Here is a 21,517-nt window from a genome sequence, read left to right as displayed (position 1 = left end):
GCCCAGGAGGCCCTCACCAACGTGCTGCTGCACTCCCACGCCGCCCACGTCGACGTCCGCGTCGAGGACACCGGCACCCACCTGCACCTCACGGTGCGCGACCCCGGACCGCCGCGCGCGGACGACGCCGCCCGGCCGGGCGGCCACGGCCTGGCCCACATGCGCGAGCGGGCCCGGGCGTGCGGCGGCACCGTCGTGGTCGGACCGCAGGTCGGCGGCGGGTGGGCCGTGCGGGCGACGCTCCCCGTCGCGGCCCGGCCGGAGGCGGCACGATGACGGTCCGCGTGGTCGTGGTCGACGACCAGCCCACGATCCGCCTCGGGCTGCGCATGATCGTCGAGCACGAGGACGACATGGAGGTCGTCGGCGAGGCGGGCACGGGCACGCAGGCCGTGCAGGTCGTCCGGGCGGTGCGTCCCGACGTGGTCCTCATGGACGTCCGGATGCCCGACGGCAACGGCATCGACGCCGTCGCGGCGCTCGTCGCCGACCCGACGCTCGCCACGCGCACGATCGTCCTGACGACGTTCCACGACGAGGAGTACGTCGTCGCGTCGCTGCGGGCGGGGGCCGACGGGTTCCTGCTCAAGGACGCCGACCCCGCCGAGCTCGTCGCCGCGATCCGTCGCGTGCACGCGGGCGACTCGCTGCTCGACCCGGCGGTCACGCGGGACGTCGTCGCGCGCTACGTGCACCTGGCCGAGGCGGCGGACGCGACCCGGTCCCGCACCGCCGGTCCGGCTGCCCGCCGGGTGCTGGACCGGGTGACGCCGCGCGAGCGCGACGTCCTGCTGCGCGTCGCGACGGGTGCGACCAACGCCGAGGTCGCTGCGACGCTGTCGCTCACCGAGGCGACGGTCAAGAGCCACGTCCGCTCGATGCTCACGAAGCTCGGCCTGTCGACGCGCGTCCAGCTCGTCGTCGCGGCGTACGACGCGGGCCTCGTCCGCCCGGCCGGCGACGTGGCGGCGGACGCGCCGGGGGACGCCGCCGCCCGGTGAGGGGGACGGCCGACCGGCGTCGCGCCGAGTCGACGGTGTGCACGAGGTGCGGTCATGGCCAGGGGTCGGGGCGCGCGCCATGATGGGAGGACGTGGGTCGGGCTCCCTGGCGGAGGCGTGGCGATGACGAACTTCACCTTCGGGTCGACCGAGACCATCGCCGCCCTGGCGCTCCTGGCGTCCGTCACGTCGCTGGTGCTGTCGTGGCGCAACGCCCACCACACGGCCCGGATCACGACGTACCGGAGCGCGACCGACCTCACGCTCGACATCGACCACGTGTTCGTCGAGAAGCCGGAGCTGCGTCAGTACTTCTACGGCGGCGTCGATGCGGCCGGCGAGTCCGCCGACAGGCAGGCCCAGGTCGAGGCGCTCGCCGAGCTCATGCTCGACTGCTTCGAGTGCATCTGGGACATCCGCCGGACGTACTCACGCGTGGACCGGGGGTCCTGGGGGCGGTTCGTGCTGGACATGCTCGGCACGTCACCGGTGCTGAGCCGCATGTACGGCGAGCGCAGCGGCCAGGACTGGTACCCGGCGCTCGACGAGCTCATGTGGGCGGAGGCCAACGGCAAGGTCGACGCGCGCACGATCCAGGCCGTCCGGTGGCTGCGCCGGCTGTGGGGTGCGTCCACGCCGGATCCCGCACCCGAACCGGCGGCCGCAGACGCGGCCGTGTCGCGGCCCGAGCCGGCGGCGCCGCCGCCCGCGGACGTGCGGCCGGGCGACCGGACGGGGCACGGGTCCTGACGATGGCCGGCACCGCGACGCGACCCGGCGGCGACCTCACGTTCGTCCGGCTGGCCGGCGCACCCGACGACCTGGTCCGCGACTTCCACGCGGGGCTGCTCCGGTCGACCTTCCCGCCCGACGAGCTGGAGTCGCTCGACGACCTGCGCGCCACGCTCGCGACAGGCGCGGACGGCGTGCTCGCGCTCGACGGGGAGCGGATCGTCGGCGGCGTCGTGCACGAGCCGTTCGTCGGCGGCGCGGTCCGGCTCGTCGGCTACCTGGTCGTCGACGCGTCGATGCGTGGCCGCGGGCTCGGTCCGCGGCTGCTGGCTGCCGCGCGGGCGCAGTCCGACAGCGGCCTCGTGCTGGGCGAGATCGAGGACCCGCGTCACTTCGCGGTGTCGGCGGACGACGACCCGGTCGCGCGCGTGCGGTTCTGGGCGCGGCTCGGGTGCCGGCTGCTGCCGCTGCCGTACGTGCAGCCCGCGCTGCACGACGGAGCCCGGCGCGTCCGGCACCTGCTGCTCATCGCGTTGCCGCAGGGCGACGACCCGCTGCCCGAGGCGGTGCCGGGGCGGCTCGTCGGCGACTTCCTCACGGAGTACTTCGCGGCGTCGGAGGGCACCGTCTCGCCGCAGGACCCGGACCTGCGGCCGATCCTCGAACGGTGCGAGGCCCCGACGCTGCGCCTGTGGCCCCTCGACCGTCTCGACGTCGTCGACGTCGACGGCGCCGACGGCACCGACGACACTGTGCACACCGCAGCCGACGTCACCGAGGGCTGACGGGCCGAGCACGGCCGGTCAGCCGCCGAGGTCGATGTGCGGCACGTCGTCGCTGTCGTCGCCCCAGGCGATCCGCCGGGGTGCGTCGTGCGACTCGACGGTCGCCGCGTGGTCGCGGTCGAAGTAGTCCCACGCCCACGACAGGAACGCGTCGGTGCGGCTGTGCACGCCGGACAGCAGCATCGCGTGCACACCGAGCCACGCGGCGAAGGCGATCGGCCCGTCGACCTCGTGCCGGTGCGCGCCGACCTCGGCGACGGCCGCGTTGCGGCCGATCATCGCCATGATGCCCTTGTCCTTGTACCGGAACGGCTGCAGGTCCTCGCCGCGGGAGGCCCGCAGGACGTTGTGGCCGGCCCAGCGCCCGGACTGCTGCGCGACGGAGCCGAGCTGGGGGAGCGTCGGCGCATCGGGCCCGGGGCCGGACGGGATGTTGGCGACGTCGCCGACGGCCCACACGCCGGGGAAGCCGTCGACGCCCAGGTCGGCTCGGACGTCGAGCCGGCCGCCGCGCCCGGGCGTCGGTCCTGCCTGCTGGACGATCGCGGAGCCGGACTCGCCGCCCGCCCACACGACGGTCCGGGTCGCCAGCGTGGTGCCGTCGGTGAGGTCGACGCCGTCGGGCCGGACGGCGGCGACGCCGGTGCCGAGCCGCAGGTCGACCCCGACCTCCTCGAGGCGGCGGTGCGCGTACGCCTGGGCCTTCGGCGAGAACGGCGCGAGGACGGCCGCACCGCGGTCGACCAGGTGCACGGTGCCGGCGGTCGGGAGGCGGTCGGACTGCCGCAGCGCGGTCGCGAGCTCGGCGATGGCCCCGGACACCTCCACGCCCGTCGGGCCGCCCCCGACGACGACGATGTCCAGGTCGGCGGGTGCGAACCGGCCGGTCCGCACCGCCTCGGCGACGAGCGCGCGGTGGTGGCGGCGCAGACGCTCGGCGTCGGCGACGGAGTACAGCGGGAACGCGTGCTCGGCGGCGCCCGGCACCCCGAAGAAGTTCGGTCGCGCCCCGGCGGCGACGACGACGTGCTCGGCGGTGAGTCTGCGGCCGTCGTCGAGGACGAGGGTGCGGTCGGCGAGCGACGCCGAGGCGACGCCCTGCACGACGACGTCGACCTCGGGCACGTCCGCGAAGATCGTCCGCAGCGGGCGGGCGACGTCCTCGGCGGGCAGCTGGGACGTGGCGACCTGGTAGAGCAGCGGCTGGAACTGGTGGTAGTCGGCCCGGTCGACGAGCGTCGTGCGCACCCCCGCGTCGCCGAGGACCTGCGCCGCGGCGACGCCCGCGAGCCCGCCGCCGAGGACCAGGACGTCGGCGCTCACAGCGACATCTCCTGGCGGCGCTCGGCGAGGACGATCCGGGCCGACGCCTCGATGAGCGCGAGGTGCGAGAACGCCTGCGGGAAGTTGCCGAGGTGCCGCGCGGCGTCCACCTCGTACTCCTCGGCGTACAGCCCGAACGGGGACGCGATGCGCAGCAGGCGCTCCATCAAGTCGAGTGCGCGCTGCTCCTCGCCGACGACCATGAGCGCGGAGACCAGCCAGAACGAGCAGATGACGAACGTGCCCTCCTTGCCGGACATGCCGTCGTCGGTCTCGTCGGTGCGGTAGCGCAGCACGAACCCGTTCTCGGAGAGCTCGTCGGCGATCGCCAGGACGGACGCGTGCAGGCGCTCGTCGGTCGCGTCGAGCAGGCCGAAGTGCGCGGCGAGCAGGTTCGACGCGTCGAGCGCGTCGGTGTCGTAGTGCTGGCGCAGGACGCCGCGGTCGCTCACGCCGTGCTCGAGGATGTCGGCCTTGATCTCGTCGGCGATCCCGCCCCACCTCGACTGCAGCGCGGGCTCGCCGCGGATGCCCGCGAGCTGCGCGGCCCGGTCCATCGCGACCCAGCACATGATCTTCGACGACACGTAGTGCTGCGGCTTGCCGCGGGCCTCCCAGATGCCCTGGTCGGGCTCGCGCCACACCGCCGCGGCGCACGCGGCCTGCGACTCGACGATGGGCCACAGGCGTGCGGGCAGCCGCTCGCTGCGGCGCGTGTGCAGCAGGATCGAGTCGAGCACGGCGCCGAACACGTCGTTCTGCCGCTGGTCGAACGCGCCGTTGCCGATGCGCACGGGCCGCGCGCCCTGGTACCCGGACAGGTCGTCGCGGGTCGTCTCGGTGAGGTCCCGTCGGCCGTCGATGCCGTACATGATCTGCAGCGACCCGTCCTCGGTCGGCTCGACGTCGGCGACGAACTGCATGAACTCGTCCGCCTCCCAGTCGAGCAGCAGGTAGTGCAGCGCCTGCAGCGTGAACGTCGAGTCGCGCACCCACGTGTACCGGTAGTCCCAGTTCCGCTCGCCGCCCGGCGTCTCGGGCAGGCCGGTCGTCAGCGCGGCGACGGTCGCGCCCGTCGGCATGTACGTCAGCCCCTTGATCGTCAGCGCGGACCGCTCGACGAAGGGCCGCAGCCGGTGGTCGGGCATGCGGGCGCGTCCGAGCCACCGCCGCCAGAACCGCACGGTCGCGGCGACGCGCGCGGCGGCGTCCTCGGCGTCGGCGGGTCCGTCGAGCGAGGCGCTCCACGACAGCGCGCAGTACGCCGTCTCGCCGGCCTGCAGGACGTGCCGCGCCCGCACCGCGTCGCCCTCGGCGCCGAGGGCCAGGTCGGTGCTCAGCCGCACGGACACGTCTCCATGGGTGACGTCGGCGACGTGCGCCCCCGTCTCGGCGAGCGTCCAGGGCACCCGCGCGCGGCCGTAGTCGAACGCGGGCTCGCAGACGAGCTCCATCCGCACGGACCCGTCGATGCAGGTCGCGGTCCGCACCAGCAGGTGCTCGGCGTCGTCGTCGGCCGGGGGACGCGTGTGCGGGGTGACCTGGTCGACGCCCGTGCGCGGCGCCATCGTCAGCGCGTCGCGGACCTCGACCCACCCGCTCGGGGTGTGCCACGTCGTGACCATGACGTTCGTCCCCGGCTCGTACGCGCGCGACGTCGGCACGTTGATCCCGTACGGGGCGAACCGGAAGTACCCGGCCTCGCGGTCGAGCAGGCTGCCGAACACGCTCGGGCTGTCGAACCGGGGCACGCACAGCCAGTCGACCGAGCCGTCCGGGGCGACGAGCGCCCCCGTGTGGCAGTCGGACAGGAAGGCGTACTCGGCGATGGGCGGGAAGGGCGACGTCGGGTTGTGCGGTTCCACGGGTTCCTCCTGGTGGGGTCCGTCGAGCACGGCCACGGCCGCGTCACAGCCCCGGGCTGCTGTGCATGATGCCGCCGTCGGCGAAGACCGTCGTGGCGGTGAGGTAGGACGCGCCCTCGTCGGCGAGGAACGCGACGAGGCTCGCGATCTCCTGCGGCTCGGCCATGCGGCCCAGCGGGATCGCGGCGTCGAGCACGCGCATCTTCTCCGGGTCGGCCATCGTCGCGGTGTTGATCGGGGTCGCGACCGCGCCCGGTCCGACGCCGACGACCTGCACGCCGTGCGGGCCGAGCTCGACGCCCGCGGTCCGGGTGAGCATCCGCATGCCGCCCTTGGACAGGCAGTACGGGGTGTTCCCCGGCATGGGCCAGTCCTCGTGCACGGACGTCATGTTGATGATCCGGCCGCCCGTGCCCTGCGCGATCATCTGCCGCGCGGCGATCTGCGTGCCGAAGAACGCGCTCTTGAGGTTGATCGCCATGACCCGCTCGTACTGCTCCTCGGTGGTGTCGAGGACCGAGGTGCGGGTCTCGATGCCGGCGTTGTTCACCATGACGTCGAGGTGCCCGAACGTCTCGACGGTCGTCGCGACGAGCCGCTCGAGGTCGGCGACCTTGCTGACGTCCGCCTGGACGCCGAGCGCCCGGTCGCCGAGCGCGTGCACCTGCCGCTCGAGCTCCTCGGTCGCCTCGGGGTGGGCCACGTAGTCGATGACGACGTTGGCGCCGGCCTGCGCGAGCGCGAGGACGACCGCCTTGCCGATGCCGCTGTTGCCGCCGGTGACGACCGCCACCTTGCCGTGCAGGCTCATCTGACAGCTCCTTCGTCGAGGGGTGCGGGCGGGCCCGGGGCCGGGTCCGGTGCTGCGTCCGCGGGCGGGCCGGAGACCCGTCGGCGGAAGACGTGATAGGTCCAGCCCTGGTAGAGCAGGACGACGGGGACGAGCACGAGGGCGACGACCGACATGACCTGCAGGGCGTAGGTGCCCGAGGCGGTGCCGTCGACCGTGAGCGAGTCGGCGGGGTCGGTGCTGGACACGAGGACGTCGGGGTAGAGGTTGGCGAACAGCGACACGACGGTGAGGCCGATCGCGACGGCCGTCGCGCCGAACGCCCAGCCCTCGCGCCGGGCACGCACCAGCAGGCCGGCGGCGAGCACGGCCGCGAGGGCCACGAGCGGCGGGAGCACGCTGCGGACGACGGGCGCGTCGGACAGCGTCGGCGTCCACGCCGCGAAGCCGAGCAGCAGGAGGGCCGTGGGCAGCACGACCGCGGCGGCCACGCGGTGCGACCGTTCGCGGACCGGCCCGTCGGTGCGCAGCGCGAGGAACGTCGCGCCGTGCAGCACGCACAGGGCGACGAGCGTGACGCCGACGAGCAGCCCGTACCCGGTGACGAGGTCCGCGACCGTGCCGGTGAACTCCTCGTCGGACCCGACGGGAAGCCCCGCGAGCAGGTTGCCCAGCGCGACCCCGAGCAGCAGGGGGCTCAGCAGGCTGCCGACCGCGAGGCACCACGACCACGTCTGCCGCCACCGGTGCGCGTCGACGTGCCCGCGGAACTCGAACGAGACGCCGCGCGCCATGAGCGCGACGAGCAGCAGCACGAGGGCCAGGTACATCGCGGAGAACCAGGTCGCGTACCAGCCGGGGAAGGCGGCGAAGATCGCCGCGCCGCCGACGACGAGCCACACCTCGTTGCCGTCCCAGAACGGCCCGATCGCGTTGATCGCGACGCGCTGCTCGGTGTCGGTGCGCCCGACGACCTTGTGCAGCATCCCGACCCCGAAGTCGAACCCCTCGAGCACGAAGAAGCCCGTCCAGAGGAAGGCCACGATGAGGAACCACAGCGTCGGCAGCGTCACGGCACGTCCCCGTCGTCAGAAGGTGAGCGCCGGCACGCGCGGGCCGGCGTCGTCGTCTGCGGGCGCGGGCTCGTCGGGCTCGAGCTCGAGCCCGCGGCGCGCGAACCGCAGCATGAGGAAGACGTTCACGGCGCCCAGCAGCGCGAACGCCGTGTAGTAGACGACGAGGCTCGTGACGAGCTCGCCGGTCGTGACCGACGGCGAGACGCCGTCCGCGGTGGTCATGAGCCCCTGCACGAGCCACGGCTGGCGGCCGTTCTCGGTGAGCATCCAGCCGGCGGTGTTCATGACGAACGGGGTCACGACCGCCCACGTCGCGACCCACAGGAACACGCGGGCCTCGGGCAGGCGCCGCCGCCACAGCACCCAGCCGCCCCACAGCCCGAAGACGGCCGCAGCGGAGCCGAGGTACGCCATGACGCGCATCGACCAGTACTGGATGAAGACGTTCGGGACGTAGTTCCCGGGGCCGTACTCCTGCTGGTACTGGGCGTTGAGCTCGTTGAGCCCCTGGACCTCGCCGTCGAGCGTGCCGGTCGCGAGCAGCGAGAGCAGGTGCGGGATCTCGACGATCTTCGTCGGGTCCTGGTCCTCGTTCCCGCCGCCGACCTGGAACGCCGAGAACGAGCACGGCCCGCACGTCTCCCACTGCGCCTCGGCGGCGGCGATCTTCATGGGCTGGTACGTCGCCTCGACGATCCCGAGCTGGCTGCCGACGCCGAGCGCCAGCACCGTCGAGGGGATCAGCACGGCGAGCGAGACCTTCGCCGACCGCGTGAAGAGCTCGACGTGCTGCCGCCGGCGCAGGTACCAGGCGGAGACGCCCAGCATGAGGAAGGCGCCGGTGACGAGCGACGCGAGGATCACGTGCGCGTAGCCCCACACGAACACGGGGTTGGTCATGACGGCGCCGATGGACGACAGCTGTGGCCGCCCGGTCGTCGCGTCGACGGTGTACCCGACCGGGTGCTGCATCCACGAGTTCGCGGCCATGATGAACGCCGCCGAGCCCGCGGCCCCGGCTGCGACGAGCCAGACCGTGAGGAGGTGCACGCGCCGAGGCAGCACGTTCCAGCCGAACACCCACAGCCCGAGGAACGTCGACTCCAGGAAGAACGCGGCGAGGCCCTCCATCGCGAGCGGTGCGCCGAAGACGTCTCCGACGAACCGCGAGTACGCCGACCAGTTCATGCCGAACTGGAACTCCTGGATGAGCCCCGTCACGACCCCGACCGCGACGTTGACCAGCAGCAGCGTGCCGAAGAACCGTGCGAGCCGCCGGTGCTCGGGGTTCCCGGACCGGAACCACAGGGTGTGCAGCACTGCGACGAGGAACGCCAGCCCGATCGTGACCGGCACGAACAGGAAGTGGTAGATGCTCGTCGACGCGAACTGCAGCCGCGCCAGGTCGAGGTCGGACACCCGTGCTCCCACGCTTCTCGAGGACGCAGTCGGTGGCGCGCCCGAGGGGGCGTGCGGACGGTGGCTCGTCGTCGAACCTCCACCCGCCCGCGGGTGCTGGCATCACCCGGTACGGGTAGGTCGGGCGGCCCCGGCTAGGGTCGTGCGGTGACGTCCCACCCCACTTCGCCGAAGCCCGTCGACCTGCGCGTCGAGATCGGACCGCCCACCGGCGTCGAGGTGGCGCCCGACCTGTGGGGGCTGTTCTTCGAGGACATCAACACGAGCCTCGACGGGGGCCTCAACGCCGAGGCGGTCCGCAACGGCGACTTCCAGTTCACCGGGCTCGACCACGCGGGCTGGCACGCGCTGACCGGCTGGACCGTCGAGGGCACCGGGTCGGTGCAGGTCCGCGGCGAGGACCCGCTGCACCCGCGCAACCCCGTGTACGTGCGGGCCGTCGGGCCCGTGAGCCTGACGAACGACGGCTGGGACGGCGTCGGGGTCGCCGACGGCGGGACGCACCGGCTGAGCCTGTGGTCGTGGCGCGTGTTCGGCGCGGGCGACCTGGGCGCGAGCGTCGTCGCCGCGGACGGCACGACGCTCGCCGCGGCGACGCTCGAGGTCCCGGACCGGGGCTGGCACCGGCTCGAGGCCGACCTGCCGGGCACGGCCGACGGCCGCGGGCTGCTGCGGATCGACGTCCCCGACGGCCTGACCGTCGAGCTCGACGTCCTCTCGCTGCGCCCGCTCGGCGACGACGGCCGCCCCCTGACGTTCCGCCCCGACCTGCTCGCCGTGCTCCGCGACCTGCACCCGAGCTTCCTGCGCTTCCCGGGCGGGTGCGTCGCGCACGGCCTGGGCCTGGGGAACATGTACCACTGGAAGTCGACCGTCGGACCACGGCACGAGCGCGAGCACCTGCCGAACCTCTGGGGCTACCACCAGTCCCGGCAGATCGGGTACCTCGAGCTGTTCGAGCTCTGCGAGGCCGTCGGTGCGACGCCGCTGCCCGTCGTCCCGGCCGGCGTCTGCTGCCAGAACACGCGCGGCGGACCGGTCGCGCTGCCCGACGACGAGATGGACGCCTACGTCCAGGACGTCCTCGACCTCGTCGAGTTCGCGAACGGTCCGGTCGACACGCCGTGGGGCGCTCGTCGCGCGGCCCTGGGCCACCCGGAGCCGTTCGGCCTGCGCTACCTCGGCGTCGGCAACGAGGACGCGATCACCGACGACTTCCGCGCCCGCTACGCCCGCATCGAGGACGCGCTGCGCGCCGCCCACCCCGAGGTCGTCGTCGTCGGCACGGTCGGACCCGCGCCCGACGGGCCCGACTTCGAGGCGGGCTGGGCGTTCGCCCGCGAGCGCCGGGTCGCGGTCGTCGACGAGCACGCCTACCGCAACCCGCGCTGGTTCCACCAGAACGTCGACCGGTACGCCGCGTACGACCGCGCCGCCCCGGGGGTGTACTTCGGCGAGTACGCCGCGAAGACGAGCACCGTGCGCTCCGCGCTCGCGGAGGCGGCGTACATGGTCGGCATGGAGCGCAACAGCGACGTCGTGCGGCTCGCGTCGTACGCGCCGCTGCTCGCGCGCGTCGGCGGCACGCAGTGGGTGCCGGACCTCGTGTACTTCGACGCGGACCGTGTGCTGCCCTCGGCGTCCTACTACGTGCAGCAGCTGTTCGCGGACGAGCGCGGCACGGCGCTGCGCGAGGTCACGCTCACCGGCGCCGACCCGCTGCCCGTCGCCGTCCCGACGAGCGGCACGGTCCGGGTGCTGTCGCCCGGCGCGGAGTTCGCGTTCACCGACGTCGTCCTCGACGGCGTCGCGCTGGCCGACGCGACCACGACGTCCGACGGCGAGCCGGTCGTCCTCGGCGCGGTCGACCCGACGTCGGCCGTCCTCGAGCTCACGGCGACCCGCACCGCGGGGACGACGGGGCTCGTCGTCCAGCTCGGTGCGACCGGCCCCGGCAGCTTCGTCGAGCTCGTCGCGCCGAACTGGACCGGCAAGGAGACCGTGGTCAACCGGTACGACGACGGCATCGCCGTCGAGGACGCACCGCCGCTGCCGTGGCGCAGCCTGCGCACGGGCGAGCACCTGCCGGTGCGCATCGAGCTCGACGGCGCGCGCGTGCGCGTCTGGGTCGACGGGGACCTGCGGCACGACTACGTCCAGGACCTGCGCCCGGAGCACCGCGTGCTCGCCGGCGCAGCGTCGCGCCCCGGGGCCGACGGCGGCACCGAGCACGTCGTGCGGCTCGTCAACGCGACCGACGACGCCCGGCGGGCCACCGTGGTGCTGCCCGGCGGCGGCGACGTGACCGGCAGCGTCACGACCCTCGCCGGTGCCGGTCCTGACGACGGCGCGCCGTTCGAGGCGTCACCCGTCGCCCCGGTCCGGACGTCCGTGCGCGGGGGAGCGGGCGCCGTCGACGTGCCGCTGCCGCCGTGGTCGTTCGCGGTGGCCGTCCTAAGAGGTCCTGCGGCCTGACGGCGTTCCGGTGGCGCGATCCGCCCGGACCCCTAGGCTCCGCACCATGGGGGATGCCTGGTTCGTCCGTGTTCCTGTGCTCGCCGCCGCCGTGGTCGTCCTGACGACGACGATGGTCGCGTGCGCGTCCGGTGACGACACCCCGGCGGCGGAGTCGTCCGCGCCGGAGACGTCGTCACCCACCCCGTCCGCGTCGGAGGGTCCACCCGCGGCCGTCGACGACGTCGTCCCCGCGGCCGGAGCGGTGGGCCTGGGGGTGCCGTCCGGTGCGGTGCCGCCCGACGACAGCGGGTCGCCGGGCGCCGGGTGGACCGCCGCCGACGGGCTGCTCTACGTCGTGACGTTCGGGTCGAGCACGTGCCCGCTGCTGACGGAGCCCGACGCGACGGAGTCGGGCGGGACCGTGACGGTCGCGTTCGTGCCGCTCCCGGACGGGCCCTGCACGATGGACTTCGTGCCGACGACGAGCGTCGTGCAGGTGCCGAGCTCGGTCGACCAGTCGGCGCCCGTGCCGGTCGACCTCGGTGGGGCCGGGACCGTCACCGTGGAGCCGCGGCCGTCGTCGGACGAGGCGGGGCCGATCGCCTGGGCCGCCCCGACCGGCTGACGACGCGCGGGGTCCCGGCCCGACTCGCGCGCAGGCTCAGGCGTCGCGGCCGGGGGCCCGCAGCGACCCGAACGTCGACCGCCGGCGCAGCCGGAAGCCGAGCCGCTCGTAGATGCGGATCGCGGGGGTGTTCGTCTCCGCCGCGTGCAGCAGCGCCCGGTCCCCGCGCAGGCGGACGTGGTGCGCCACGTCGAGCACGAGGCGTGCCGCCAGGCCCTGGCCGCGGTGCTCGGCGTCGGTGCAGACGGCGCTGATCTCGGTCCAGCCGTCGGGCTGGAGGCGCTCGCCGGCCATCGCGACGAGGCGCCCCTCGCGGCGGATGCCGACGTACCGCCCGAGCTCGTGCGTGCGCGGGAGGAACGGGCCGGGCTGGGTGCGGGCGACGAGGTCGAGCATCTCCGGCACGTCCCGGGCGCCCAGGACGACAGCCTCGTCGTCGGCGGCCGTCGTCAGGTCGTCGGTCTCGACGAGCTGGACGCCGGCGCCGCGCCACTCGACCTCCCAGCCGGGCGGCAGGGTCGGGTCGTCGCCCGAGAACGGGAACTGGCCGCCGGGTCCGACGACGTCGACGATCGCGTCCCACACGTCGGGGTCGTCCCACGACCGCACGGCGGCGAACGGGGAGACGTCGGCGGGGAACCGGCGGACGAGGTCGTTGCCCTCGGCGAGCGCGGCGTGCCGCCCGACGAGCGAGTGCCAGGCGGCGTTGTCGAGCACGCGCTCGTCGACGCGTCCTGCGCTGGGGGACTCGATGGTCACGGTGCTCCGCTCGTCTCGCTCGGTCTCGGTGTCGCCTCGGTACCGCTCGGGTGCGGTGCCGCTCGGTCCAGGACGGGGACGTCCGGGGTCGGGCGACGGACGCTAGGCGACGTCGCGCCGGTTGTCGCCGTCCGGCGACGCTCGTCCCGCGTCGTGAGACCGCCGGCCGTCGGTCCTCGTCCTCAGTACAGCAACGCGTGTACCGTCGAGCGTATGCCCACGACGGCGACCCTCACCCACACCAGCGCCCTCGCCCGGCTCGGGCACGCCCTGTCGGACGAGACCCGCACCCGGGTCCTGCTCGCCCTGCGCACGGCCCCCGCCACCCCGTCGGACCTCGCCGACGCGCTCGGCGTCTCCCGCCAGGTCATGTCGAACCAGCTCGCGTGCCTGCGCGGCTGCGGGCTCGTCACGGGGGAGCCCGACGGGCGGCGCACCTGGTACCGCCTGGCCGACCCGCGCCTCGCGCCCGCGCTCGACGACCTGCTCGGCCTGGTCCTCGCGGTCGACCCGGCGTGCTGCGGACCGGACTGCACCTGCGCATGAGCGCCCTGGCGATCGGCCCCCGCCCCCAGGACCCCGCGCGGCGGGCGGTCCTGCAGCGCCGCATCCGCGGGGTGGTCGCCGCGACGATCGCATACAACGTCGCGGAGGCGGTCGTCGCGCTCGTCGCCGGCCGTGCGGCCTCGTCGTCCGCGCTCGTCGGGTTCGGCCTCGACTCCGTCGTCGAGGTGCTGTCCGCCGCCGCCGTGGCGTGGCAGTTCGCCGCCCCCGACCCGCGGGCTCGCGAGCGCACCGCCCTGCGGGCGATCGCCGTCTCGTTCTTCGCCCTCGCGGCCCTCGTCACGTCCGACGCCGTCCGCACGCTCGTCACGGGCGCCGAGCCCGACCACTCGAGCGTCGGGATCGTCCTGGCCGCGGTCAGCCTCGCGGTCATGCCGGGGCTGTCGTGGTTCGAGCGGCGCACCGGCCGCGAGCTCGGGTCGGCGTCGGCCGTCGCCGACTCGCGGCAGACGCTCGTCTGCTCCTACCTCTCCGCCGTGCTGCTCGTCGGGCTCGTCGCGAACAGCGCGCTCGGCTGGTGGTGGGCCGACCCGGTCGCGGCCGTCGTCATCGCGGGCTTCGCGGTCCGGGAGGGGATCGAGGCGTGGCGGGGCGACGCGTGCTGCACGCCGGTCGCCCTCCTCGTCGGCGACGGCCGGGGCGCCGAAGGCTCCGACGGCGACGGCTGCGACGACGGCTGCTGCGACCGCGACTGACGGCGGGACGCGCGCACGACGCACGCGGGGCCGACCGGAGGCTGCGGGGGCGCCGCAACGGTCGGGTCGGCCCCGGTCGTCGTCACCGGGCGGGGGTCATCCGGCGGGAAGCGGCCCGTACAGCGGCTGCACCGCGTCCATCTCCAGGTCGGCGGTCGCCTGGATGAGGGCGAGCAGGTCGGGGTCGAGGCCGGGGGAGAACTCCTCGAACCGCTCCTCGGCGATCGTCGACGCGACGCCGGCGGGGGCCTGCTCGGTCGCGTCGAGCTGCGTGCCGTCCTTCGACGGCGACATGCCCTGGAAGATCCTCCCCGCCTCGGACGCCGCGGTGAGGTCGAAGCTGTACTGCTTGCTCTGCAGCCCGACGTCGAGCAGCTTCTTGACCTCGGGGAACCTCTCCGCGTTCGTCTTCGGGATGGGCAGCACCTTGCCCCAGTCGACCCCGAGGGTCTCCAGCGCCCGCGCGTACGCGTTCTCGTGCGCCTGGTCGCGGACGATGAGGTAGGCGATCGTCGACCGGGCCGTCCTGTTGTCGGTCATCTCGTAGATGCGGCACTTCTGCAGCCGGCCCGTCGACTCGAGCATGAGGTTGTAGAGCAGGTCGAGGACGAGGTTGCCGGAGTTGTAGACGTACGAGCCGCTCCACGGGTTGCCCGCGGCGTCCACCGGCAGCGCCCCCTGCGCCGCCACGAGGTAGTGGTGGATGTTGCTCTGGTCGAGCGCGAGCCGCAGCGGGGTGTCCCCACCGGCGCCGGGCGTGTCGAGCGGGTCGGTGGGCTTGCCGTTGTACCGGGGCGAGCCGTCGAGCAGGCGGGCGATGGTCGTGCCGATGAGCTCGACGTGGCTGATCTCCTCGGTCCCGATCCCCTGCAGCAGGTCGCGGTACGGCTTCCCCTTGGGCCCGCGGAAGTTGATGCTCTGGAACAGGTACTGCATCATCGTCCGCATCTCGCCGAACTGACCCCCGAGCCCTTCCTGCAGGGCGTTGGCGGCGGCCGGGTCCGGCTCGTCGGCCTCGATCTCGTTGATCAGTCGCTGCACGTGCAGGTACATGGCGCTCCTCGTCGGACGGTCGTTGACGGTGCTGCGGAGCGGGCGCGCCGACCGGTCCGACGACGCGTGGGCACGCCGGTCGAGCGGGTCGGCTGGGGCGCGGCCTTCTGTCGCGCGTCGTCCGCGGTGGGCTCCCGCCGCCTGGCTGCGCGGGTGTCCTCTCGCCGGTGCTGGGCTCCTGTGCCCGCACCTGTCCCGCCGCCGACGACGTGTCCTGCCCCCGGGACGGTCCTCCGGTCGACGGTGGCGACCGGTTGCCTTGGACGCTAGGCCCGGTGCGGTGGTGCCGCCACTGGTGGTGGCCGACAGGCCGTTCTGCGCCGGCGCGCGGCTGGCCCGACCGCGTGTTCGCTCAGAGTGAACACGCCCCGCCGAGGGCTGGCACTCGGCGGGCGAGAGTGCTAATTCTGTGCGTGTAGCCCGTCCGACGCAGGTCGGACACGCACCCGGGGCCCGGACGGTCCGGCGCCCCACCTGGAGGAGGTGAGGGGCAGTGGCTACCCGTTTCGACCCGTTCCTCGAGATCGACCGGCTGTTCGGACAGGTGCTCGGCGCCGAGCGCGCGTCGGCCACCATGCCGATGGACCTGTACCGCTCGGGCGACCACTACGTGCTGCACGTCGACCTCCCCGGCGCCGACCCGGGGACCATCGACGTCAACGTCGAGGACCGCATCCTGACGATCCGTGCCCAGCGCAGCGCACGCACGGACCAGGACGTCCAGTGGCTCGCCAAGGAGCGGCCCGCCGGCACCTACGCCCGGCAGCTCACGCTCGGCCGCGGGCTCGCGCTCGACGCCGTCTCGGCCACCTATGCCGACGGCGTGCTGACGCTGACGATCCCCGTCGCCGAGGACGCCAAGCCGCGGCGCATCGACGTCCAGCACGCGGGCGACGTCACGCAGATCACCGCCGAGGCCGACGCGACCACCTGACACCTCGACGGCGGGGGCGTGCGCGGCAGCGAGAGCGTCGCCCCGGGCCCGGCGGGACGCCCTGTGCGGGCGAGCCGCCCCGCGCCCCCGCCGTCCTGCGCACGGGCCGGCACGCCACGAGCACCCGGCGTGCACGCGGCCGAGACGCGGCCGGCACCGCACGACGCGGGCCGGCCGCGTCACGCGAGAAGGACCGCCCAGACGTGCTTCGTCGTCCGGGTCGCGTACCAGCCGACGGCGTCCGCGAGCTCGCCCGTGATCATCAGCCCGAACCCCCCGGCGCCCGTGTCCCGACGCCCGGCCACCACCGGAGGGCGGGTCGGGGCGCCGTCGGCGACGTCGACGAGGAACGCGCCCCGGTGCTCGCGCAGCTCGACGACCGCCGGCGGGCCCACGTGCCGCAGGGCGTTCGTCGCGAGCTCGGTCGCGACCAGCGCGACGTCGTCGACCAGCCGGCGCGCGGGCGCGCCGCCCGAGGCGGCACCCGCGATCGCGCTCCGGACGTCCCGGCGCAGCGGGGCGAGGTGGGTCGCCGCGGACAGCTCCCAGCGCGCCACGGGCCGGAACCGGACGGGCGCCCGGGACCGTCGGACGTGCGCGTCCGCGCCGCCGCGGGGATCACCCATCGTGCTGCGGTGCGTGGGCGGCGGCGCGCTCCCCGGCCGTGCGGCCGGTGCGCGGTGGTGCGGCCTCCGCCGGGCGGGCGTCCTCGGGCCGGGTGCGGACCGCGAGCAGCGCGACGTCGTCCAGGCTGTCCGCCGCCAGGTCGGCCACCAGCCGGTCGCACAGCTCGTCGAGGGGCAGGTGCGCGATCCCTTCCACCGTGGTCCGCAACCGCTCCAGACCGACCGCGAGCGACTCGCCCCGGCGCTCGACGAGACCGTCGGTGTACAGCAGGACGGTCGAGCCGGGCGCCAGGTCGACCGTGTGGTCGTGGCGCACGGTGTCCCGACGCATCCCGAGCAGCAGGTCGGCTGGGCGGCGCAGCAGCTCGACGCGCCCGTCCGCGCGCACGAGCAGCGGCGGCGGGTGGCCCGCGTTCGACCACCGCAGCCGGTGCCGTCCTCGGGCCGCGAGATCCGAGGGCTGCTCGACCTTGGCGAGGACGCCCGTGCAGGTCGCACCGATGCCGAGGTCGTGCACGGCCCAGTCGAACGACGACAGGATCGCGGCGGGCGGCTGCACGACGGCGTGCGCGCCGCCGCGCAGGACGTTGCGGAGCTGCGCCATCTCGACCGCCGCCCGCAGGTCGTGCCCGGTGACGTCGCCGATGACGAGGCACGTCGTGCCGTCCCTGACGACGAACGCGTCGTACCAGTCGCCCCCGATCCGTGCCGTCGTCGCCGCCGGGACGTAGCGCGCGACCAGCTGCAGGTGCTCGGGCTCGGGCAGGTCGGTCAGGAGGCTGTCCTGCAGCTCCTCGGCGAGCGCGCGGCGCGCGGCGTGCAGCTGCGCGTTGTCGAGCGCGAGGGCGACCTGCGTCTTGAGCGTGCGCAGGACCGTGTGGTCCGCGGGGGTGAACGGCTCACGGCCCGCCCCGCGCACGAGCGTGAGCAGACCGCGGACCCGACCGCGCCCGCGCAGCGGCAGGACGACGACGGACGCGGGCGCGAGGGCGTCGCGCAGGTCCTGCGCGGTCCCGGGCGCGACGACCTCGCCGGGCGCCGGGAGCCCGGTGCGCATGGCCTGCGTCCCGCGGGCGAGCACGCGGGCCACGAGGGACTCGTCGGTCAGCGCCGCGGCCCGGGCCGCGCGGTACGCGTCGAGCGTGGGCTGCTGGTCCGGGTCGGCGTGCAGGGCCGCGACGTCGTGCAGCCGCTCCCGCCACCCGGCGCTCCCGTCGTCGAGCAGGCTCGCGATCGCGTAGTCCGCGAGCGCGGGCACGACGTGGGGGAGCACCCCCTGCAGCGCCTGCAGGGGGTCGAGCGTGTCGACGAGCGTGCCGGCGACAGCGGCGAGCATGTCGGCGCGCGTGCGGGCCTGCTCCGCGAGGGCGAGCGCCTGGCGACGCTCGGTGATGTCGGTGAAGTACACCGAGACGCCGCCGCGCTCGGCGACGGCCCGGACCTCGAACCACGCGTCCAGCGGTGCCGGGTAGTACGCGTCGAACACCAGCGGCCGGCCGGTGCGGACGACCGCGCGGTACGACTCCTCGAAGTTCGTGCCGACGGCGGCGGGGAACAGGTGCCAGATGTCGCCGCCGACGAGCTCGGCGCGAGGGCGCTGCAGGATGCGCTCCGCCTCGGCGTTGACGTACCCGAACCGCCAGTCGGGACCGAGCCAGAAGTAGCCGACCGTCATCGTCTCGAGGATCTGCTGGACGCGCTCCTCGTGGGCGCGCAGCGCGGTCGTGTCGGTCGCGACGCCGATCACCTGCTCGGTCTCCCCGGACGGCCCTGCGAGCGCGCGCCCGCGGGCGGCGAGCCACACGACCGTCCCGTCCGGCCGGACGACGCGGAACTCCGCCTCGTACACCCCGACGGTCGCGATGGCCGTGTCGAGGGCCTCCGTGACGTGCGGCAGGTCCTGCGGGTGCACGCGCGCGTCGAACGCCGCGATCGTCCCGCCGAAGGAGTCCTCGTCGTACCCGAACGCGTCGAGCAGCGACGCGTCCCAGTGCAGGTCGCCGCTCGGCAGGTGCCAGCGGAACGTGCCGACCCCGGCGGCCTGCGCGGCGGCGTCGAGCATCGCGAGCCGGTCCGCGACCCGCAGGTCCTGGTCGAGCAGCGTGACCTCGAGCTGCCGGACCGCGGCGTCGGCGAGCCGCTCGAGCGTCGCCACCTCGTCCTCGGTCCACACGCGCGGGCCCGGCTGGTAGACGCACATCGCCCCCACGACCTGCCCCGCACCGTCGACCAGCGGGACGCCGAGGTACGCGCCGACCTCCGCGACCGGCCCGCGCACGGCGTCGACGCGCGGATCGGCCGTCGCGTCCTCGACGACCAGGGGCGCGCCCGCGGCCACGACCTGCGCGCAGAGCGTCTCCTCGAGGCTCGTCCGCGTCCCCGCCGGCCCGGGCAGCGCCGCGACCGCCCCCACGACGACGCGGACGTCCGTCAGCAGCGAGATCTCCGCCGACGGCGTCCCGAGCAGCTCGGTCGCCAGCACCACCAGCGGGTGCAGCCCGGCCTGGTGGTGCGCCTGGAGGAGCCGACGTGCCGCCGCGGTGCGCCCGCCGTCGTGCGTCGTCCCCAGCACCGTCCGCCCGTCGTCCGCCCTGTCGTCCCAGCGCCCTCCCGGGTCGTGCATCGAGTCTCTCCCGTCGGGTCGCACCGTCTCGGGGACGAGACTGCGCTGTGGCGGGCCTTCGCGCACGTCGGGAGGGGGAGGGCCACCGTCCTGCCACCCGCCCGGCCCGCTGCCCGTGCCGTCCGGGACCTCGTCGCGTCGAGGGGCGTGGTGCGGTCCGCGGTGCCGACCGTCCGTCGGTGCGTCGGGTGCTACCAGGCGGCGCTCATGCCCGCCCAGTCCGACGTCCGCGGGGTGCCGCTGCGGTGGGATCTCGAGCCCGTTCCGGTTCTGACGGGTGCCCTCGGGCGAGACTCGATCTCAGCACGAAGGCCCCCGGTCCCGCGTGTGCGGGTCGGGGGCCTTCGGTGTCTGCTCCCTCGACTGGACTCGAACCAGTAACCGTCCGATTAACAGTCGGATGCTCTGCCAATTGAGCTACGAGGGATCGTGCGGCAGAAACTCTAGCAGCCGCCCGGGGGTGCTCCGGACGCCCCGGCGGCCGCCCGGAGGGTGCCGCGGTCGGGGTCAGCGGGGGAGGCCGACCGCGTCCCGGATCTCCGCCTCGGCGACGTCCAGCGCGGCTGACACGGCCGGGTCGTCGACGTCCACGGTCCCGTCGCCGAGCACCTGCGTGAAGATCTCGCCGTCCTCGTCACGGCGCAGCGCGAGCCGCACGCGCGCCCCGCCCGGGACGGTCACCGGCACGGCGTGCACGACGGACTGCTGGACGCGCTCGCGGAAGGTCTGGGCGAACGCGACCGACGTCGAGTCCTGCTCGAACGGGAGCCGTGAGGACGCGCCCCACACCCAGGTCACGGTGAGCACGCGCGTCGCGGGGTCGAGCGACCCGCGGTCGACGTCGCTCCACGGCACGCGTGCGACCTGCTCGTCCTCCAGCAGGTGCAGCGCCCGTCGCGTCGCGACCGCCCAGCGGCCGTCGGCCAGCCGGACCTCCACGAGGACCTTGTCGCCGGGGCGCAGGTCGAGGCGGGCGCGGTCGGCCGCGGGCAGCCGGCGTCGACGGGTGAGGGGCACCGGCCCACGGTACCCGCGTGCGCTCGGTGGCCCGGAACGACGCTGCTCGCGGCGGCGTGCCGCCGGGGCCGACGACGACGCCGACGCGACCGTGACGGCGCGGGTGCTCGCGCGGGACGGGATCACGGTGGGGCAGGTGGGGCTTGAACCCACGACCCACGGATTATGAGTCCGCTGCTCTGACCGGCTGAGCTACTGCCCCCGAGGCGAGCCCAGGCTACGGCACCCTTCCCGGCCGTCCGCTCCGGTCGCGGGGCCGGGCGTTCGCTGCCACGATCCTGCGCGACGACGACGGTGACGAGCGGGGGGAAGACGGGGTGGTGAGGTCGCGATGAGCACGACGCGGAACGCGGAGCACGGCTGGGAGCTGGCGGCACGCAGCGGGTACGCGGTGAGCGGGGTCCTGCACGTCCTCATCGGGGTCCTGGCCCTGCAGGTCGCCTTCGGCGGCGGCGGGCAGCAGGCCGACCAGTCGGGGGCGTTCGGGACGATCGCCTCGACGCCCTTCGGCGGGGCGGTGCTGTGGTTCGCCGTCCTGGCGTTCGTCGCGCTCGGAGTGTGGGAGGTCGTCAAGGCTGTCAAGGGTGCGCCTCCCACGTCCGGCGGCGGTGCGGCCGGGTCCGGGCGGGCGGCGTGGCGCGCCAAGGCCGCCGGGCGTGCAGCGGTGTACCTGGCGCTCGCGGTGACCGCGTTCGCGTTCGCGCGCGGTGGTGGCGCGTCGAGCGAGCAGCAGACCGCCGACCTCACGGCGCGCCTGATGTCGGCGTCGGGCGGGCGCCTGCTGGTGGGCCTCGTCGGCCTGGCGGTCGTGGGCGTCGGGATCTACCACGTGGTCAAGGGTGCGAAGAAGAAGTTCCTCGCCGACCTGCACCGGCTGCCGTCGGGCACCGCGGGACGGGTCGTCGAGCGGCTCGGCGTGTGGGGCTACGTGCTCAAGGGTGTCGCGCTCGGCATCGTCGGCGTGCTCTTCACGGTCGCAGCGGTCAAGGCGGACCCGGCGGCGGCCGGCGGGCTCGACCAGGCGCTGCACACGCTGCGCGACCAGCCGGGCGGTGTGGTGCTGCTCGCGGTCGTCGCGCTGGGCTTCGTGGCGTACGGCGGGTATGCGTTTGCCCGGGCCCGCTACGGGCGGTTGTGATTTCACCCGTTTGCCACGCCCGGCAGGTGCGGAGT

Annotated in this window: 20 protein-coding genes and 2 tRNA genes; 10 read left to right on the top strand and 12 right to left on the bottom strand. The window is 74.7% G+C overall.

Going from position 1 to position 21,517, the window contains the following annotated elements:
• The 4 genes from CBZ_RS21030 to CBZ_RS16120 form a co-directional block, all read left to right on the top strand.
• The coding region (locus CBZ_RS21030) for an ATP-binding protein (protein ID WP_373862189.1) at nucleotides 1-276 on the top strand (276 nt) is incomplete at its 5' end.
• On the top strand, nucleotides 273-1,001 hold the full coding sequence (locus tag CBZ_RS16130) for a response regulator (RefSeq protein ID WP_130782512.1): 729 nt from the start codon (nucleotides 273-275) through the stop codon (nucleotides 999-1,001). The genes CBZ_RS21030 and CBZ_RS16130, both read left to right, overlap by 4 nt.
• Before the next feature lie 123 nt (nucleotides 1,002-1,124).
• On the top strand, nucleotides 1,125-1,751 hold the full coding sequence (locus CBZ_RS16125) for a hypothetical protein (protein ID WP_130782511.1): 627 nt from the start codon (nucleotides 1,125-1,127) through the stop codon (nucleotides 1,749-1,751).
• 2 nt (nucleotides 1,752-1,753) lie between these two features.
• A complete protein-coding gene (locus CBZ_RS16120; protein ID WP_130782510.1) occupies nucleotides 1,754-2,518 on the top strand; it encodes a GNAT family N-acetyltransferase in 765 nt (254 codons plus the stop codon).
• A gap of 18 nt (nucleotides 2,519-2,536) precedes the next feature.
• Here the strand turns inward: CBZ_RS16120 and CBZ_RS16115 are convergent, their stop codons facing one another.
• The 5 genes from CBZ_RS16115 to CBZ_RS16095 are packed head-to-tail and all read right to left on the bottom strand — an operon-like array spanning nucleotide 2,537 to nucleotide 8,991.
• The gene (locus tag CBZ_RS16115; protein WP_130782509.1) at nucleotides 2,537-3,841 is read right to left on the bottom strand and encodes an NAD(P)/FAD-dependent oxidoreductase; all 1,305 of its coding nucleotides are present in this window, start codon (nucleotides 3,839-3,841) and stop codon (nucleotides 2,537-2,539) included.
• On the bottom strand, nucleotides 3,838-5,706 hold the full coding sequence (locus tag CBZ_RS16110) for a glycoside hydrolase family 15 protein (RefSeq protein ID WP_218022797.1): 1,869 nt from the start codon (nucleotides 5,704-5,706) through the stop codon (nucleotides 3,838-3,840). Before CBZ_RS16110 ends, CBZ_RS16115 begins: the two co-directional genes overlap by 4 nt.
• 43 nt (nucleotides 5,707-5,749) lie before the next feature.
• Nucleotides 5,750-6,517 (bottom strand): glucose 1-dehydrogenase, encoded by a 768-nt coding sequence (locus tag CBZ_RS16105; RefSeq protein WP_130782507.1) that lies wholly within the window; start codon nucleotides 6,515-6,517, stop codon nucleotides 5,750-5,752.
• Nucleotides 6,514-7,569, bottom strand: coding sequence for a cytochrome d ubiquinol oxidase subunit II (gene cydB / locus CBZ_RS16100; RefSeq protein ID WP_130782506.1), 1,056 nt, complete (start codon nucleotides 7,567-7,569; stop codon nucleotides 6,514-6,516). Before cydB ends, CBZ_RS16105 begins: the two co-directional genes overlap by 4 nt.
• A 15-nt stretch (nucleotides 7,570-7,584) precedes the next feature.
• Nucleotides 7,585-8,991, bottom strand: coding sequence for a cytochrome ubiquinol oxidase subunit I (locus CBZ_RS16095; RefSeq protein ID WP_130782505.1), 1,407 nt, complete (start codon nucleotides 8,989-8,991; stop codon nucleotides 7,585-7,587).
• Nucleotides 8,992-9,138: 147 nt separating this feature from the next.
• On the opposite strand from CBZ_RS16095, the gene CBZ_RS16090 reads away from it, so the two are divergent.
• Nucleotides 9,139-11,466 carry an alpha-L-arabinofuranosidase family protein gene (locus tag CBZ_RS16090; RefSeq protein ID WP_130782504.1) on the top strand — a complete coding sequence of 776 codons (2,328 nt, stop codon included), beginning with the start codon at nucleotides 9,139-9,141 and terminating at the stop codon, nucleotides 11,464-11,466.
• Between the two features lie 46 nt (nucleotides 11,467-11,512).
• A complete protein-coding gene (locus CBZ_RS16085) occupies nucleotides 11,513-12,073 on the top strand; it encodes a hypothetical protein (RefSeq protein ID WP_130782503.1) in 561 nt (186 codons plus the stop codon).
• Between the two features lie 36 nt (nucleotides 12,074-12,109).
• Here CBZ_RS16085 and CBZ_RS16080 read toward each other — a convergent pair whose 3' ends face one another.
• Entirely contained in the window at nucleotides 12,110-12,832 is a 723-nt protein-coding gene (locus CBZ_RS16080; protein ID WP_165446814.1) for a GNAT family N-acetyltransferase, read from the bottom strand.
• A gap of 213 nt (nucleotides 12,833-13,045) precedes the next feature.
• Here CBZ_RS16080 and CBZ_RS16075 point away from each other — a divergent pair, with 213 nt between their 5' ends.
• The gene (locus CBZ_RS16075; RefSeq protein ID WP_130782502.1) at nucleotides 13,046-13,378 is read left to right on the top strand and encodes an ArsR/SmtB family transcription factor; all 333 of its coding nucleotides are present in this window, start codon (nucleotides 13,046-13,048) and stop codon (nucleotides 13,376-13,378) included.
• Nucleotides 13,375-14,091 (top strand): cation efflux transmembrane domain-containing protein, encoded by a 717-nt coding sequence (locus CBZ_RS16070; RefSeq protein WP_130782513.1) that lies wholly within the window; start codon nucleotides 13,375-13,377, stop codon nucleotides 14,089-14,091. Before CBZ_RS16075 ends, CBZ_RS16070 begins: the two co-directional genes overlap by 4 nt.
• Nucleotides 14,092-14,187: 96 nt before the next feature.
• Here CBZ_RS16070 and CBZ_RS16065 read toward each other — a convergent pair whose 3' ends face one another.
• Nucleotides 14,188-15,144: a manganese catalase family protein gene (locus CBZ_RS16065; RefSeq protein WP_130782501.1), complete on the bottom strand. Its 957-nt coding sequence runs from the start codon at nucleotides 15,142-15,144 to the stop codon at nucleotides 14,188-14,190.
• A gap of 493 nt (nucleotides 15,145-15,637) precedes the next feature.
• Here CBZ_RS16065 and CBZ_RS16060 point away from each other — a divergent pair, with 493 nt between their 5' ends.
• Nucleotides 15,638-16,078 carry an Hsp20/alpha crystallin family protein gene (locus CBZ_RS16060; RefSeq protein ID WP_130782500.1) on the top strand — a complete coding sequence of 147 codons (441 nt, stop codon included), beginning with the start codon at nucleotides 15,638-15,640 and terminating at the stop codon, nucleotides 16,076-16,078.
• Between the two features lie 179 nt (nucleotides 16,079-16,257).
• Here the strand turns inward: CBZ_RS16060 and CBZ_RS16055 are convergent, their stop codons facing one another.
• The 5 genes from CBZ_RS16055 to CBZ_RS16035 form a co-directional block, all read right to left on the bottom strand.
• Nucleotides 16,258-16,704 carry an ATP-binding protein gene (locus CBZ_RS16055; protein ID WP_130782499.1) on the bottom strand — a complete coding sequence of 149 codons (447 nt, stop codon included), beginning with the start codon at nucleotides 16,702-16,704 and terminating at the stop codon, nucleotides 16,258-16,260.
• On the bottom strand, nucleotides 16,697-19,327 hold the full coding sequence (locus tag CBZ_RS16050) for a SpoIIE family protein phosphatase (RefSeq protein ID WP_130782498.1): 2,631 nt from the start codon (nucleotides 19,325-19,327) through the stop codon (nucleotides 16,697-16,699). Before CBZ_RS16050 ends, CBZ_RS16055 begins: the two co-directional genes overlap by 8 nt.
• 354 nt (nucleotides 19,328-19,681) lie before the next feature.
• Nucleotides 19,682-19,754 (bottom strand) — tRNA-Asn (locus CBZ_RS16045).
• 80 nt (nucleotides 19,755-19,834) lie between these two features.
• On the bottom strand, nucleotides 19,835-20,344 hold the full coding sequence (locus tag CBZ_RS16040) for a hypothetical protein (protein ID WP_130782497.1): 510 nt from the start codon (nucleotides 20,342-20,344) through the stop codon (nucleotides 19,835-19,837).
• 128 nt (nucleotides 20,345-20,472) lie between these two features.
• Nucleotides 20,473-20,546, bottom strand: a tRNA-Ile gene (locus CBZ_RS16035).
• Nucleotides 20,547-20,675: 129 nt separating this feature from the next.
• Here CBZ_RS16035 and CBZ_RS16030 point away from each other — a divergent pair.
• Nucleotides 20,676-21,482: a DUF1206 domain-containing protein gene (locus CBZ_RS16030; RefSeq protein WP_130782496.1), complete on the top strand. Its 807-nt coding sequence runs from the start codon at nucleotides 20,676-20,678 to the stop codon at nucleotides 21,480-21,482.
• Nucleotides 21,483-21,517 lie beyond the last annotated feature (35 nt).

This window comes from Cellulomonas biazotea, from assembly GCF_004306155.1.
Lineage (GTDB): Bacteria > Actinomycetota > Actinomycetes > Actinomycetales > Cellulomonadaceae > Cellulomonas > Cellulomonas biazotea.
The sequence above is the reverse complement of the archived record's forward strand: the minus strand, read 5'-3'. Positions and strand labels throughout refer to the sequence as shown.